Source organism: Sphingomonas sp. Ant20, assembly GCF_000783375.1.
Taxonomy (GTDB): Bacteria; Pseudomonadota; Alphaproteobacteria; order Sphingomonadales; family Sphingomonadaceae; genus Sphingomonas; species Sphingomonas aerolata.
The window spans coordinates 1-13721 of the sequence record NZ_JRVI01000057.1 but is presented as its reverse complement, the minus strand read 5'-3'; the positions used below and the strand labels follow the sequence as shown (position 1 = coordinate 13721).

Below are 13721 nucleotides of genomic sequence, written 5' to 3'. Positions count from 1 at the left end.
GAGACCACGCCGCCGCAGGTCGAGGTCCAGCCGCAGGACGCCGACGCGCCGGGCACGAACGACGACCCCGATGGCGCGCCGCGCCGTGGCTGGTGGCAGCGCACCTTCGGCTGACGCCGGAGCATAGCCGTTGAGACGGGCGCGATCGAAAGTTCGCGCCCGTTTTCATTTCGGCGCATTCGGACCAATTGGTTCCGGCGATCGGCCGCTTGGGTCGTGCTACGTCCTGCAGCTCACCATCGGGCGTCGGACCCGCCCACGTCGTCGTCCCCGCCATTGCTCCCCCGCCGTCGATCGACGATACTGCGCGATATGAAGCGCTTCGTCGCGGCCCTGACCGCCACCCTCCTGCTCTGGGCGCAACCCGCGCAGGCGCAGTCGATCCTCCGCGATGCGGAAACCGAAACGATGTTCGCCGAAATGTCCGGCCCGCTGATCACGGCGGCGGGCCTGTCGCCGCGCGACGTCAAGGTCGTGCTGATCAACGACGATTCGATCAATGCGTTCGTCGCGGGCGGCCAGACCGTCTATGTCCATTCGGGCCTGCTCCAGGCGGCGGACAATGCGAACGAAGTCCAGGGCGTGATCGCGCACGAACTCGGCCACATCGCCGACGGCCATGTCGTGCTCTCCGATCGCGGCACCAAACCCGCGATGGGCATGTACCTGCTCTCGATGGTGCTCGGCCTGGCGGCGATGGCGGCGGGCAGCGGCGAGGCGGGCGCGGGGATCATGGCGGCCGGACAACAGGCCGCGATGGGCAATTACCTGGCGTTCAGTCGCACGCAGGAATCCACTGCGGATGCGAGCGGCGCCAAATATCTGCGGGAAGCGAACGTCACCGGCCGCGGCATGCTGAGCTTTTTCAAGAAGCTGCAGCAGCAGGAATATCGCTTCGGCACCGCCAATATCGACCCGTTCATGCAGTCGCATCCGCTGTCGGGCGAGCGCGTCTCGGCGCTGACCGCGGATCTCCAGGCGTCGCCCGCCTGGGCGAACAAGCCCGATGCTGCGCTCGAGGAACGCTTCCGCCGCGTGAAGGCCAAGCTAGCCGGTTATGTCCTGCCCGCGCCGCGCACGCTGCAAAGCTATCCGCCGAGCGACCAGTCGATCTACGCGCATTACGCCCGAGCCTATGCCTATCATAAATCGGGCTATCCCGACAAAGCCGATGCCGAGGCGGATGCGCTGGTCAAGGCGAAGCCCGACGATCCCTATTTCCTCGAGATCAAGGGCCAGATCCTGCTCGAGGCTGGCAGGCCGGTCGAGTCGCTCGTCCCGTTGCGCGAGGCGACCGAGGGCTCGCGCAACAACCCGCTGATCGCCACGACGTTCGGCCACGCGCTGATCGCGACCGAGAACAAGGCGAATTATCCCGAGGCGACGAAGGTCCTGCGCACCGCGGTCGGCCGCGACGATCAGAATCCGTTCGCCTGGATGCAGCTCGGCACCGTCTACGAGCTGACCGGTGATACGGCTCGCGCGGCGCTCGCCACCGCCGAGCGCGCGAGCATGGGCGGCGACATGCGGACCGCATCGGCCAGCGCGCAATATGCGCTCGCCAACATCCCCGCCAACACCCCCGACTGGATCCGTGCGCAGGATATCGCAATGGCCGCGCAGAACGAGATGGACGACAATCCTAAGCAGTATAAGCGGCGCCGATGAACAAGATGATGTTGCCCGCCATCGCGGCGGTCGGGGCGGTCCTGGGCGGATTCGCGGTGTGGGGCTATGATCGCCAGGGCGGTGGCGTCGAGCGCGCGCAGGTCGAGGCGATCGTCCACGATTACATGCTCGCGCATCCCGAGATCCTGCCCGAAGCGATGGAGAAACTGCGCGACCGCGAATCGGGCAAGACGGTCGCCGCCAACCGCGACGCGATCGTCACGCCGTTCGGCAGCGCCTGGGCGGGCAATCCCAAGGGCGACGTCACATTGGTCGAATATTTCGACTATAATTGCGGGTATTGCCGCGCGAGCCTGCCGATGATCGCAAAGCTGATCGCCGCAGACCCCAAGGTCCGCGTCGTCTTTCGCGAATTGCCGATCCTCAGCGCGGAAAGCCGCGTCGCTGCCCGCGCGAGCCTCGCGGCCGCCCAACAGGGCAAATTCGCGGCCTTCCACGACGCGCTCTACGCCGGCGGTCAGGTCAGCGACGCGACGATCGCGGCGCAGCGGCGAAGGCCGGGGTCGACATCAATCCGGCAGGCTTCACCAAGACCGCCGATGCCGAGATCGGCAAGAACATGGAGACCGCGGCCAAGCTCGGCATGACGGGCACGCCGAGCTGGGTGGTTGGCGACCGCATCCTGTCCGGTGCACTGCCGCTCGAGGACCTGCAAAAGGCGGTCGCCGCCGCCCGCGCCGGATAGGCCGACCTCGCAAATCCCCATTTCGTCATCCCCGCGGAGGCGGGGACCCATATTGGCGACGTCCGAGTTTATGGATCCCCGCCTCCGCGGGGATTACGATGGGGTCGCGTCAGGCCTTACTTTCACACCCCACCGCCCCCATCTTCCCCTCACTTAAAAGGGGCCCCAATGACCGAACCGATCCTGTCCGTTGCGGGCGTCACGAAGACTTACAAAAGCGGCACCACCGCACTCCACCCCGTCGATCTGGACATCCGCAAGGGCGAGATCTTCGCGCTGCTCGGGCCCAATGGGGCGGGGAAGACGACACTGATCAGCATCATCTGCGGAATTGTCACGCCCAGCGCTGGAACGATTACCGTCGCGGGCTTCGACGCGATCCACGACTATAAGCAGGCGCGCAGTCGCATCGGACTGGTCCCGCAGGAGCTGAACGTCGACATGTTCGAGACGGTGCTCGCCACCGTCACCTTCAGCCGGCGCCTCTTCGGTCGCTCGGGCCACAGCGCCTATATCGAACAGGTGCTGCGTGACCTGTCGCTTTGGGACAAGCGCCATGCGAAGATCATGGAATTGTCGGGCGGGATGAAGCGCCGTGTCCTGATCGCCAAGGCGTTGAGCCACGAGCCCGAGATCCTGTTCCTCGACGAACCCACCGCGGGCGTCGACGTCGCGCTGCGCCGCGACATGTGGAAGCTCGTCCACCGCCTGCGCGAGGGCGGCACGACGATCATCCTGACCACGCATTATATCGAGGAGGCCGAGGAGATGGCCGACCGCGTCGGCGTGATCAACAAGGGCAAGCTGCTGCTCGTCGACGACAAGGCATCGCTGATGAAACAGCTGGGCAAGCGCGAGCTCGATCTGGCGTTGCAGGAGCCGATGACCGCGATCCCGCCCGACCTTGCCGAATGGGACGTGTCGCTGCAGGACGAGGGCAAGCGCCTGCGCTATGTGTTCGACGCACAGGCGGACCATACCGGCATCCCCTCGCTCCTGCGCAAGCTCGCCGAACTCGGCATCGGCTTCAAGGATCTCGAAACCAGCAAGTCGAGCCTCGAGGACATCTTCGTCGATCTCGTCGGAGAGCGCGCATGAACACCCCCTTCCTCAACTGGCACGGCGTCTGGGCGATCTATCGTTTCGAAATGGCTCGGGCCCTGCGCACGCTGTGGCAGAGCCTCGTCACCCCCGTCCTCACGACGTCGCTCTATTTCATCGTCTTCGGCGGTGCGATCGGCAGCCGGATGCAGGAGGTCGGCGGCGTCGGCTATGGCAGCTTCATCGTCCCCGGCCTTATCATGCTGTCGCTGCTGACGCAGAGCATCGCGAATGCATCGATCGGGATCTACTTCCCCAAATTCACCGGCACGATCTACGAACTGCTCTCCGCGCCCGTGTCCGCGATGGAGATGGTGATCGGCTATGTCGGGGCGGCGACCACCAAGTCGGTGATCATCGGGTTGATCATCCTGGCGACCGCCGCCTGTTTCGTGCCGCTGCATATCGCGCATCCGTTCGCGATGTTCGCCTTCCTGATCCTGACGGCCGTTGCGTTCAGCCTGTTCGGCTTCATCATCGGCGTCTGGGCGAACGGCTTCGAACAGCTGAACTTCGTCCCCGCGCTGCTGATCACGCCACTGACGTTTCTGGGTGGCGCCTTCTACTCGATCGACATGCTGCCCCAGCCCTGGCGCACGCTCAGCCTGGCCAACCCGGTCGTCTATCTGATCAGCGGGTTTCGCTGGAGCTTCTTCGGGCAAGGTGATGTCGCGGTCGGCATCAGCCTCGCGGTGACCGCGGCGTTCCTCGTCGCCTGCCTCATCGTGATCGCGTTGATCTTCAAGACCGGTTGGCGGATGAAGAACTAGGCGCGCCACGCCCCGCGCGCCATTGGCCGCACGACCAGCGCATTGATGTCGATCGCGATGTGGAACGCAATCGCCATCCACACGCTGTTCGTCAGGCCGTAGAGCATGGACAGCGCCACGCCCGACAGCGTCGTCGCGACGACGCCGCGCCATCCCTGATAGCGGTGCACCCCGCCAAAGCATAAGGTGGCGATAATCGTCCCGGCCAGCGCGCTGCCGGACACCAGCGCGATCAGCAGCGGGAGGAACAAGCGGAAGAACAGCTCTTCGCTGATTCCGGCACTGATCGCGAGGGCGATGGCCGGGAGAATGTCCTCCCGCGTCTTCGGCAGGACATCGGGGAAGGTGCCGATCTGGAACGCGCGGCGGCCGCGGCGCCACAAGGCATGCGTGATCGCCGCGTTCGCGAGCGTGCCGAGCGCCATGCCGAGGATCAGTGGCGCGATCGGCAGGCGCGGCCAGTCGTCCGGCACCAGCGCGATTGCCGCCGGCTGCGCCGCCGCGAGCGGATTTTGGCCGAGCAGTACGAGGCCGATCAGAGCGGGCAGACCGAACGACACCGCCAACCCGACCGCCCAGGCCGTCATACGCTTTGCAGGGCCGCTCCCTGATCGTGTTGGCAGGCGAACGCGAAACGTCCGCCCCCGCCACAGGATCGCCAATACGTAGACGGCGACGATCGCGAGCAGTGTCTGCGCGACCATCACCGCGGCCGGATTAGTCGCGCAACAGGTCGTTGATGCTCGTCTTCGACCGCGTCTGCGCGTCGACGCGCTTGACGATTACGGCGCAGTAGAGCGCTGGCTTGCCGTCCCCGCCGCCGATCGAACCCGGCACGACGACCGCATAGGGCGGCACTTCGCCCTTGAAGACTTCGCCGGTCGCGCGGTCGATGATCTTGGTCGACGCGCCCAGATACACGCCCATCGACAGCACCGCGCCCTCACCGACGCGAACGCCCTCGGCGACCTCGGCACGCGCGCCGATGAATGCGCCGTCGCCGATGATCACGGGGTCGGCCTGAAGTGGCTCGAGTACGCCGCCGATGCCGGCACCGCCCGACAGATGGACGTTCTTGCCGATCTGCGCACAACTGCCGACCGTCGCCCAGGCGTCGACCATCGTGCCCTCACCGACATAGGCGCCGATATTGACGAAGCTCGGCATCAGGATCGCGCCCTTGGCGATGAAGCTGCCGCGGCGCGCGACCGCACCGGGAACAACGCGGATGCCGGCTGCGCGGAACTCGGCCTCGCCCCAGCCCGCGAACTTCGACGGCACCTTGTCGAACGCGGGTGCGCCGCCCGATCCACCGTCGATCACGACATTGTCGTTGAGGCGGAACGACAGCAGCACGGCCTTCTTCAGCCACTGATTGACCTGCCAACCGTCACCGGCGGGCTCCGCGACCCGCGCGGTACCCGCATCGAGCATCGCCAGCGCGCTGTCGACCGCATCGCGGATTTCGCCCTTCGTCTCCAAACCGAGATTTGCCCGGTCGTCCCAGGCGGCGTCGATGATCGTCTGCAGGTTGCTCATGATGTCTCCAGGATGGTTTCCAGCCACGGCGCGAGCACCGGGATGGTGAAATCGATATGATCGCGTTCCGCGCCCGGCGACTGTTCCGACCCGTTGTCGACCCACACCGTCGTCATGCCGATCGCCTTGGCGGGCAGCAGATTGCGGACCATGTCGTCGACGAACAGCGATTGCGCGGGGTCGATGTCGAACGCCGCGCAAAAGCCTGCATAGGCCGATGCATGCGGCTTGGGCATCAGGTCCATCGCATGAATGTCGTGGATCGCCTCGAAACTCGCGCCAAGCCCGAGACGGTCGAGGATCTTCAGCGCATAGGGCGTGTCGCCGTTGGTGAAGATCAGCTTGCGTCCGGGCAGCTTGGCGATCGCCGCGACCAGCGGCGCGTCATGCTCCAGCACGTCCATCTCGATGTCATGGACATGCGCGAGGAACGCGTGCGGATCGACGTGATGCTCGGTCATCAACCCCGACAGCGTCGTGCCGTGATTGTGGAAATAGCCCTTCTGCACGCGCCGCGCCTCGTCATGCTCGAGCCCGAGCAGGTCCTGGATGAACCCGGTCATCCGTGCGTCGACCTGCGAAAACAGATCGGCGCTCGCCGGATACAGCGTATTGTCCAGATCGAAGATCCAGTTGCGGACATGGTCAAGTCGGGCAAGCATCGGAGCGAACCTCTAGGCACCGCGGCGCGCAGGGACAAGCCGGCGCGGTCAGGTCACGCGGAGCGCGACGCAGCAAATTTGGCGGACACTGGATAAGCTACCGCTCGGTACCTATATCCAGTGCATGACACGCTATTCCCTGCTCGATCTCGTCCCCGTCGTCCAAGGCGGCACCGTTTCACAGTCGCTCGCCAATGCGGCCGATCTCGCACGCCATGCCGAGAGCGTCGGATTCCAGCGTTACTGGGTCGCCGAACATCACGGCATGACCGGTATCGCCTCCGCCGCGACGGCGGTCGTGATCGCGCATATCGCCGCCGCGACGCACACAATCCGCGTCGGATCGGGCGGGATCATGCTCCCGAACCACGCACCGCTGGTGATCGCCGAGCAGTTCGGGACGCTCGACGCGCTGTTCCCCGGCCGGATCGACCTTGGCCTCGGCCGCGCGCCCGGTTCGGACCAGAGGGTGGCACGCGCGATGCGCCGCACGCTCGAAACCGACGCCAACGCCTTCCCGCAGGACGTGATGGAGCTGCAGAGCTATTTTGCCAATGACGGCCAGACCGGCATCGTCGCGACGCCGGGCGCGGGCGCGGATGTCGAGATGTGGATTCTCGGCTCCAGCACCTTCGGTGCGCAACTCGCCGCCGCACTCGGCCTGCCCTATGCCTTTGCGTCGCACTTCGCGCCTGACGCGCTCGATGCGGCGCTCGCCATCTATCGACGCGATTTCCGCCCCTCCGCGCGGCTGGCAAAGCCCCACGTCATGGCGGGCTTCAACGTCTTCGCGGCAGATACTGATGCCGAGGCCGAACTGCTCGCCAGTTCGCAGCAACAGTCGTTCGTCGCGCTCCGCACCGGAAACCCTCGTCAGTTGCCGCCGCCGGTCGCGGGCTATCGCGAATCGCTCGGCGCGCAGGGCAACCAGATTCTCGACCATGTCCTGCAATGCTCGGCCGTGGGCAGCCCGGCCAAGGTCGCGCGCGGGATCGCCGCGTTCGTCGAGCGTACCGGCGTCGACGAGGTGATGGTGACGAGTGCGATCTACGATCACGAAGCGCGCAAGCGGAGCCTGTCGATCACCGCCGACGTGATGCAGGATATGAAGATCGCGGCCTGATCAGCTCGCGGCGGGCAGCCTCAGGCGGACCATGAGTCCGCCGAGGTCCTCACTCTCCTCGAGCCCGACTGTGCCCTCGTAGATTTCGGCGACGTCGCGGACGATCGCGAGCCCGAGACCCGTTCCCGGCTTGCCCGTATCGAGCCGGACGCCGCGATCGAAGATGCGGACGCGCTGTTCCTCGGGAATCCCAACGCCGTCGTCTTCGACCAGGAACTCGACGAACCCAGCCTGCGCGCCGACCGTCACGAAGACGCTGCCACCGCCGTATTTCGCGGCGTTCTCGATCAGATTGCCGAGCATCTCGTCGAGATCCTGGCGTTCGACATGGACCTTGAGCGTCTTGTCGCCGGTAATGTCGATGCGGACATGCCGATACAGACGAGCGACAGCACGCTCGACCGATTCGAGGCTAGGCCAGACATCGGCGCGACTATGCGCCGAACCGCGCCGGCCGACCGCACGGGCTCGGGCAAGGTGATGATCGACCTGGCGCCGCATCGTCCGCGCTTCACGAATGACGGTATCGGCCAGATCGTCTGATTGCGCAGTCGCGGCGTTCATGATCACGGTCAGCGGGGTCTTCAGCGCATGCGCGAGATTGCCCGCGTGCCGCCGCGCTTCCTCGGCCTGACGTTCGTTATGCTCGATCAGCGCGTTCAGTTCCTCAACCATCGGCGCGACCTCGATCGGCATCGCGCTGCCCACCCGGTTGGACTGGCCGGCGCGCATCCGCGCAATCTCCTCGCGGACACGGCGCAGCGGCCAGAGCCCGTAGAACGTCTGCATCGCGGCCATGATGATCAGGCCGAGACCGAGCAGCGCGAAGCTGCGAACCAGCGTGCGCCGCAGCGTCGTGATCTGCGCATCGAGCCCTTCGCGAGCCTGCGCGACCTGGAAGCGCCAGTGGATCTTCGATCCGGGCAGGACGACGTCGCGTTCGACGACCCGCAGCGATTCGTCGCGAAACTGTTTGCTGTCGTAGAAATGCACGTTCAGATCGTCATGCGACGACCCGAACGCCAGCCGCCGGTCCCAGAGCGAGCGTGATGGGAAATCCTCGCGCCCCCGGCCCGATACCTGCCAGTACAGGCCGGAACCGGGCTCGAGGAACCGCTGGTCGGCGGCGGCTTCGCGCGTGAAGATCACCTCGCCCTCGGGCCCGATCTCGGACGAACTTAGCAGCGAGCGGAGGACATACTCCAGCTGGTCGTCGAAATTGCGCGTCACCGCGCTCGACAGGACACGGTCGAGCGCAAACCCGCCCGCCCCCAGCAGCACCGTGATCCACACCGCCGCGATCAGGATCATGCGTCCAGACAGCGATCCCCTCGCCCGGGCCTGCACGTGAAGCGGCAGGTCGGCAGCCAGCGGGGGCGTGTTCATCAGGCGTCCGGCGCAATCATGTCGGTCAGGCGTCGGGATCTTCGAGGCTGTAGCCAAGCCCGCGGATCGTCGTGATCACGTCCTGACCCAGCTTCTTGCGGATACGCGTCACGAACACCTCGATCGTGTTCGAATCGCGATCGAAATCCTGGTCGTAGATATGCTCGATCAATTCGGTGCGGCTGACGACCTTGCCCTTGTGATGCAACAGATAGCTCAGCAGCTTATATTCCTGCGCGGTCAGCTTCACCGGCTCACCCGCACGCGTCACCTTGCCGCTGCGCGTATCGAGGCGGATGTCGCCGGCGGTCAGTTCGGAGGAGGCGTTACCGCTCGCACGGCGGATCAAGGCCCGCAGGCGCGCGATGAGTTCCTCGCTCTGGAACGGCTTTGCCACATAGTCATCGGCGCCCGCATCGAGCCCGGCGACCTTGTCGGACCAGCTGTCGCGCGCGGTCAGCACGAGGACGGGCATGACCTTGCCCTCCTTGCGCCAGCGGTCGAGCACGGTGAGGCCGTCGATCTCGGGCAGACCGAGGTCGAGCACGACGGCGTCGTAATTCTCGGTCGAACCCAGGAAATGCCCCTCCTCGCCATCGACTGCGAGGTCGATCGCATAGCCGGCGCCTCGAGGGTATTCTTGAGCTGAGCCCCGAGATTCGGCTCGTCCTCGACGATCAGAACGCGCATGATAATCCTCTCGCTTGAATTGCTCGCGGCCAGGCTACTGGCCGGTGCGGCCGATGATCTGGCCAGTCCGGCCATCGACGTCGACCCAGATCACATTGCCATTGCGCAGGAACTTCAGCGTGTAAATGCCGCTGCCCGCATCATAGTCGAAGCCAAGATACTGCGCGCCCTGCATCATCGGCATCACCCGCGCCTCGATCTCGCGCAGCGACAGCGACCGGCCGGTCCTGCGCGCTTCGAAGGCGGAACGCTGGTCGCCATGTCGCTGATCGGGAGCCTGCGCCACCGCAACGCCCGCCGCCAACGGCGTCAGCATCGGGAAAGCAGCAAGAGTTGTCAGGAACAGCAGCATCTTCATGGAGGTGGCATAGGCCCGGCGCATTGAACAGCCTGTGAATGAGGGCGACAGCAGGACGACAGCATAGTGTAACTTGCCTGCATCACCCGGCGACCCTAGGTGACCCGGACATGGCAGCACCTATTCTCGCATTCGAAGGCCTCGGCCTTGTCCAGGGTTCTGGATGGCTTTTTCGCAACCTCGACATCCATATCGGTCCGCGCGATCGCCTCGCGCTGATCGGGCGCAACGGCGCGGGCAAGACGACCTTGCTCAAGCTGCTCGGCGGCAGCATCGAGGGCGATGAGGGCCGCCGGACGATCGTCCCAGGCACGCGGGTCGTCATCCTCGAGCAGGAGCCCGACCTGCGCGGCTTTGCGACCCTGCGCGATTACGTGATGGGCGGCGACGATGCGCCGGTCAGCTACGAAGCCGACTCGATCGCCGATCAGCTCGGCATCGATCTGTCGCGCGAAGCCGCATCCGCCTCGGGTGGCGAGCGCCGCCGCGCGGCGATCGTCCGTGCGCTGGGGCAGGACCCCGACGTGCTGCTGCTCGACGAGCCGACCAACCATCTCGACATCGGCGCAATCGAATGGATCGAGGACTGGCTCAAGCGCTTCCGCGGCGCGTTTGTCGTGATCAGCCATGACCGTACCTTCCTGACGCGTCTCACCAAGCAGACCCTGTGGCTCGACCGCGGCGCGATCCGGCGTGCGGAGATCGGTTTCGGCGGATTCGAGGCGTGGACCGAACAGGTCTATGCCGAGGAACAGCGCCAGGCCGAGAAGCTCGACGCACGCCTGAAGCTGGAAGAGCATTGGCTGCTTCGCGGCGTCACCGGGCGGCGCAAGCGCAACCAGGGACGCTTGACCAAGCTGCACGAGATGCGCGCCGAACGCGCCTCGATGATCGGGCCGCAGGGTTCGGCCAACCTCGTCACCAGCAGCGATGACACCAAGTCGAAGGTCGTGATCGACGCGAAGCACGTCACCAAGGCGTATGGCGACCGGACGATCATCGGCGACCTGACGTTGCGCGTCACGCGCGGCGACCGGATCGGCATTGTCGGCCGCAACGGCGCGGGCAAGTCGACGCTGCTGAAGCTGCTGACCGGCGAGATCGAACCCGATGGCGGGACGATCAAGCTCGCCAAGACGCTCGATGCGGTCGTCATTGATCAGCAGCGCAGCCTGATGGCGCCCGAGAAGACGGTGCGCGAAGTCGTTGCCGATGGCGGCGACTGGATCGACGTGCTCGGCGTCCGCAAGCATATCCACGGTTATCTGAAGGAGTTCCTGTTCGACCCGAACATGGTCGACGCCAAGATCGGGTCGCTATCGGGTGGCGAGCGATCGCGGCTGCTGCTCGCGCGCGAATTCGCCAAGCCGTCGAACCTGCTCGTGCTCGACGAGCCGACCAACGATCTCGACCTCGAAACGCTCGACCTGTTGCAGGAGGTGATCGGCGATTATGACGGCACCGTCCTGATCGTCAGCCATGATCGCGACTTTCTCGACCGGACCGTGACGATCACGCTCGGGCTCGACGGGTCCGGGACCGTCGATGTCGTCGCCGGCGGATATGAGGATTGGGAAAAGCGCCGTGCGACCCAGACCAGCGGCAAGCGGGCCTCCAAGAAGGTCGCCGCGACCGCGCCGCCGGCCCCCGCGCCCCGCGCGAAACTGACCTACAAGGATCAGCGCGACTATGAGTTGCTCCCCAAGCGGATCGAGGCGCTCGACGCTCAGATCGCGAGCGATGCCGCAAAGCTTGCCGCGCCGAACCTGTACATGCGCGACAATGCGACCTTCGCCAGGCTGACCGCCGCGATCGAGGCGCGCGCGCCGAAAAGGAGGCTGCGGAACTCCGCTGGCTCGAACTGGCGGAGCAGGTTGGCGAATAGCGGCAGCTAAACCGTTCCGAACCATTTGGAACTTGACACATGTTACCGCGTTGCAGCATCCCGCCATTGTACGTTTTGGAGAGTCTTATGAAGCTGAAGAACCTGACCGGTAGCGCGCTCGCTATCGCTATGATGTCCACGTCGGTTGCAGCCGTTGCTGCGCCTGCCAACCCTGCGTCGAGCCTGTCGGTTTCGAAGGCACGCATCGGTTCGGCAACGACCGGCAAGAACAAGGCTGCAGGCGCTGGCGTGATCGCCGGCCTGATCGCAGCTGGCGTCGTTGCGATCGGCGTTGTCGCCATCGTCAAGGACGACAACGACAACGATTCGGACAGCAACTAAGCTGTTCTGAGGGTCGCGCTTAGGCGCCGGCCCTTTTTACGTTATTTGCTGATCGCGCGCCCGGACCGCCCCGCCAAGTCAACGATATACTGCCAGGCAACACGCCCGGAACGACTTCCCCGCTGCGTTGCCCATGTCAGGGCCTCGTCGGGCTGAAATGGGAGGTCGTGTAGCGCCGCATAGCCCGCGACGATCGCCAGATAGCCGTCCTGATCGACGGCATGAAACCCCAGACTGAGTCCGAACCGATCCGCCAGCGCCAGCTGGTCGTCGATCGAATCGCGTGGATTGATGGCACTTTCCTGTTCGGCGATATCGCGTGGCGCCAGATGCCGGCGGTTCGCCGTCACGGCCAGACGCACATTGGCGGGACGTGGCTCTGCACCGCCTTCGAGCACGGATCTCAGCACACGCGCCTCAGACGAAGTATCGATGCCGAGATCGTCGACGAAGACGATGAAGGCGCGGTCCACGGGTGCCAGCATCGCAAACAGGTCCGGCAGCGCGGTCATGTCGGCGATCTCGATCAGCGCGACATTGCCCTGTTCGGCCTGGACCGCGGCGACGACGCTTTTCACCAGCGCCGATTTACCGGTGCCGCGCGCGCCCCATAGCAGCACGTCATGCGCTGCGTGGCCGCGGGCGACCCGCCGGACCATGTCCAGCAGCAGGTGCTTCTGCCGATTGATGCCGATAAGCAGATCGAGCGGCAGCGGGGCGAAACCGCGGATCGGAACGAGCGACTGGTTGCGCCACACATAGGCGGGAAACGCCAGACAGTCCGCTACTGGCGGCGGCGGCGGCGAGAGGCGTTCGAGCGCGGCGGCGATCCTGTCGAGCGGGTCGGTCATCGCGCGGTCATGACGGCACCGCCGCCGTGCGACAAGGTCTAACGGAGCTGGGCGAGATGGCTGGCGATGGCGCGATCCCCGGGGGCCAGCGCTACCGCCTTGGTCAGCACCTGCCGCGCACCGTCCAGCTTGCCGACGCCCGCCAGCGCGATGCCATAGGCGTCGGTCGCCGCTGCATTCATCGGCGCAAGCGCATGGGCGGCGCGCGCATAGCGAAGCGCTGCCGTATCTGCGCCGTCACGCGGCGCCGCCCCGGCATAGCGCGCGCGAGATCTGTTAGCAGCCCCGCGTCACGATTGCCGATCCGCCGGCGCACCGCTTCGAGCGTCTCGATCGCCGCGGTCCAGTTGCCAGCCATCACGTGCCAATGGCCAAGAATTCGCTGGCCGGTCGGGCTCTGCGGATTTTGCGAAAGATACAGGGCCAGCGCGGTCGACGCCTGGCGTTGGCGCGAGACCCGGCTCAGCGCGTCGACCAGGCGCAGCATCGTCGGTTCGTCGAAGCTGAGATCCGCAGCACGCGCATAAAGCGGTACAGCGTCCGCGTAACGCCCCGTCACCGCAAAGGTGTCGCCCAGCGCCAACTGGGCGGCGGGCGCGCCGGGGCTTGCCCGCGCAAGGCTGCGCGCGGGCAAGCGCAT

Annotated in this window: 15 protein-coding genes and 2 pseudogenes; 8 read left to right on the top strand and 9 right to left on the bottom strand. The window is 65.7% G+C overall.

Going from position 1 to position 13721, the window contains the following annotated elements; all coding sequences use genetic code 11:
- Nucleotides 1-312 precede the first annotated feature (312 nt).
- The 5 genes from NI18_RS09500 (at nt 313) to NI18_RS09485 (ending at nt 4245) form a co-directional block, all read left to right on the top strand.
- A complete protein-coding gene (locus NI18_RS09500) occupies nt 313-1668 on the top strand; it encodes a M48 family metalloprotease (protein ID WP_031440079.1) in 1356 nt (451 codons plus the stop codon).
- Nucleotides 1665-2276: a thioredoxin domain-containing protein gene (locus NI18_RS09495; RefSeq protein WP_347574832.1), complete on the top strand. Its 612-nt coding sequence runs from the start codon at nt 1665-1667 to the stop codon at nt 2274-2276. The genes NI18_RS09500 and NI18_RS09495 overlap by 4 nt, the downstream gene beginning before the upstream one ends.
- A complete protein-coding gene (locus NI18_RS27950; RefSeq protein WP_347574833.1) occupies nt 2198-2374 on the top strand; it encodes a DsbA family protein in 177 nt (58 codons plus the stop codon). Before NI18_RS09495 ends, NI18_RS27950 begins: the two co-directional genes overlap by 79 nt.
- 168 nt (nt 2375-2542) lie before the next feature.
- A complete protein-coding gene (locus tag NI18_RS09490; protein WP_037529709.1) occupies nt 2543-3472 on the top strand; it encodes an ABC transporter ATP-binding protein in 930 nt (309 codons plus the stop codon).
- A complete protein-coding gene (locus tag NI18_RS09485; protein WP_031440082.1) occupies nt 3469-4245 on the top strand; it encodes an ABC transporter permease in 777 nt (258 codons plus the stop codon). Before NI18_RS09490 ends, NI18_RS09485 begins: the two co-directional genes overlap by 4 nt.
- Here the strand turns inward: NI18_RS09485 and NI18_RS22255 are convergent.
- Genes NI18_RS22255 through NI18_RS09470 form a run of 3 tightly spaced genes read right to left on the bottom strand, consistent with a single transcriptional unit; the run spans nt 4242 to nt 6446 of the window.
- Entirely contained in the window at nt 4242-4949 is a 708-nt protein-coding gene (locus tag NI18_RS22255) for a CPBP family intramembrane glutamic endopeptidase (protein WP_052149098.1), read from the bottom strand. The genes NI18_RS09485 and NI18_RS22255 overlap by 4 nt on opposite strands.
- A gap of 13 nt (nt 4950-4962) precedes the next feature.
- Nucleotides 4963-5784 carry a 2,3,4,5-tetrahydropyridine-2,6-dicarboxylate N-succinyltransferase gene (gene dapD, locus NI18_RS09475; protein WP_037529708.1) on the bottom strand — a complete coding sequence of 274 codons (822 nt, stop codon included), beginning with the start codon at nt 5782-5784 and terminating at the stop codon, nt 4963-4965.
- Nucleotides 5781-6446: a pyrimidine 5'-nucleotidase gene (locus NI18_RS09470; protein ID WP_037529706.1), complete on the bottom strand. Its 666-nt coding sequence runs from the start codon at nt 6444-6446 to the stop codon at nt 5781-5783. Before NI18_RS09470 ends, dapD begins: the two co-directional genes overlap by 4 nt.
- Before the next feature lie 124 nt (nt 6447-6570).
- Between NI18_RS09470 and NI18_RS09465 the strand changes: the two genes are divergently transcribed.
- Nucleotides 6571-7569: an LLM class flavin-dependent oxidoreductase gene (locus tag NI18_RS09465; protein WP_037529703.1), complete on the top strand. Its 999-nt coding sequence runs from the start codon at nt 6571-6573 to the stop codon at nt 7567-7569.
- Here the strand turns inward: NI18_RS09465 and NI18_RS09460 are convergent, their stop codons facing one another.
- From NI18_RS09460 to NI18_RS09450, 3 genes and pseudogenes are all read right to left on the bottom strand, one after another.
- A complete protein-coding gene (locus NI18_RS09460; RefSeq protein ID WP_084215131.1) occupies nt 7570-8955 on the bottom strand; it encodes an ATP-binding protein in 1386 nt (461 codons plus the stop codon).
- A gap of 25 nt (nt 8956-8980) precedes the next feature.
- Nucleotides 8981-9645: pseudogene (locus NI18_RS09455) on the bottom strand (response regulator transcription factor).
- A 34-nt stretch (nt 9646-9679) separates the two neighbouring features.
- Nucleotides 9680-10003 (bottom strand): hypothetical protein, encoded by a 324-nt coding sequence (locus tag NI18_RS09450; RefSeq protein WP_031440087.1) that lies wholly within the window; start codon nt 10001-10003, stop codon nt 9680-9682.
- A gap of 110 nt (nt 10004-10113) precedes the next feature.
- Between NI18_RS09450 and NI18_RS09445 the strand changes: the two are divergent.
- Together NI18_RS09445 and NI18_RS09440 are read left to right on the top strand one after the other, a co-directional pair.
- Nucleotides 10114-11888 (top strand): annotated as a pseudogene (locus tag NI18_RS09445) (ABC-F family ATP-binding cassette domain-containing protein).
- Between the two features lie 87 nt (nt 11889-11975).
- Entirely contained in the window at nt 11976-12230 is a 255-nt protein-coding gene (locus NI18_RS09440) for a hypothetical protein (RefSeq protein ID WP_031440089.1), read from the top strand.
- 41 nt (nt 12231-12271) lie between these two features.
- Here NI18_RS09440 and NI18_RS09435 read toward each other — a convergent pair whose 3' ends face one another.
- From NI18_RS09435 to NI18_RS09430, 3 genes are all read right to left on the bottom strand, one after another.
- Nucleotides 12272-13081, bottom strand: coding sequence for an ATP-binding protein (locus NI18_RS09435; RefSeq protein ID WP_037529701.1), 810 nt, complete (start codon nt 13079-13081; stop codon nt 12272-12274).
- A gap of 38 nt (nt 13082-13119) precedes the next feature.
- Nucleotides 13120-13263 (bottom strand): tetratricopeptide repeat protein, encoded by a 144-nt coding sequence (locus NI18_RS26800; RefSeq protein WP_306286328.1) that lies wholly within the window; start codon nt 13261-13263, stop codon nt 13120-13122.
- Nucleotides 13260-13721: tetratricopeptide repeat protein (locus tag NI18_RS09430; RefSeq protein WP_037529698.1), on the bottom strand; the 462-nt coding region annotated here is incomplete at its 5' end. The genes NI18_RS26800 and NI18_RS09430, both read right to left, overlap by 4 nt.

Excerpts from the sequence above, each read along its gene's own strand:
- NI18_RS09450 (WP_031440087.1), bottom strand. The coding sequence starts at position 10,003 with ATGAAGATGCTGCTGTTCCTGACAACTCTTGCTGCTTTCCCGATGCTG.
- NI18_RS09435 (WP_037529701.1), bottom strand. The coding sequence starts at position 13,081 with ATGACCGACCCGCTCGACAGGATCGCCGCCGCGCTCGAACGCCTCTCG.
- NI18_RS09490 (WP_037529709.1), top strand. The coding sequence starts at position 2,543 with ATGACCGAACCGATCCTGTCCGTTGCGGGCGTCACGAAGACTTACAAA.
- NI18_RS09470 (WP_037529706.1), bottom strand. The coding sequence starts at position 6,446 with ATGCTTGCCCGACTTGACCATGTCCGCAACTGGATCTTCGATCTGGAC.
- NI18_RS26800 (WP_306286328.1), bottom strand. The coding sequence starts at position 13,263 with ATGAATGCAGCGGCGACCGACGCCTATGGCATCGCGCTGGCGGGCGTC.
- dapD (WP_037529708.1), bottom strand. The coding sequence starts at position 5,784 with ATGAGCAACCTGCAGACGATCATCGACGCCGCCTGGGACGACCGGGCA.
- NI18_RS09500 (WP_031440079.1), top strand. The coding sequence starts at position 313 with ATGAAGCGCTTCGTCGCGGCCCTGACCGCCACCCTCCTGCTCTGGGCG.
- NI18_RS09485 (WP_031440082.1), top strand. The coding sequence starts at position 3,469 with ATGAACACCCCCTTCCTCAACTGGCACGGCGTCTGGGCGATCTATCGT.
- NI18_RS22255 (WP_052149098.1), bottom strand. The coding sequence starts at position 4,949 with ATGGTCGCGCAGACACTGCTCGCGATCGTCGCCGTCTACGTATTGGCG.
- NI18_RS09465 (WP_037529703.1), top strand. The coding sequence starts at position 6,571 with ATGACACGCTATTCCCTGCTCGATCTCGTCCCCGTCGTCCAAGGCGGC.
- NI18_RS09440 (WP_031440089.1), top strand. The coding sequence starts at position 11,976 with ATGAAGCTGAAGAACCTGACCGGTAGCGCGCTCGCTATCGCTATGATG.
- NI18_RS09460 (WP_084215131.1), bottom strand. The coding sequence starts at position 8,955 with ATGAACACGCCCCCGCTGGCTGCCGACCTGCCGCTTCACGTGCAGGCC.
- NI18_RS09495 (WP_347574832.1), top strand. The coding sequence starts at position 1,665 with ATGAACAAGATGATGTTGCCCGCCATCGCGGCGGTCGGGGCGGTCCTG.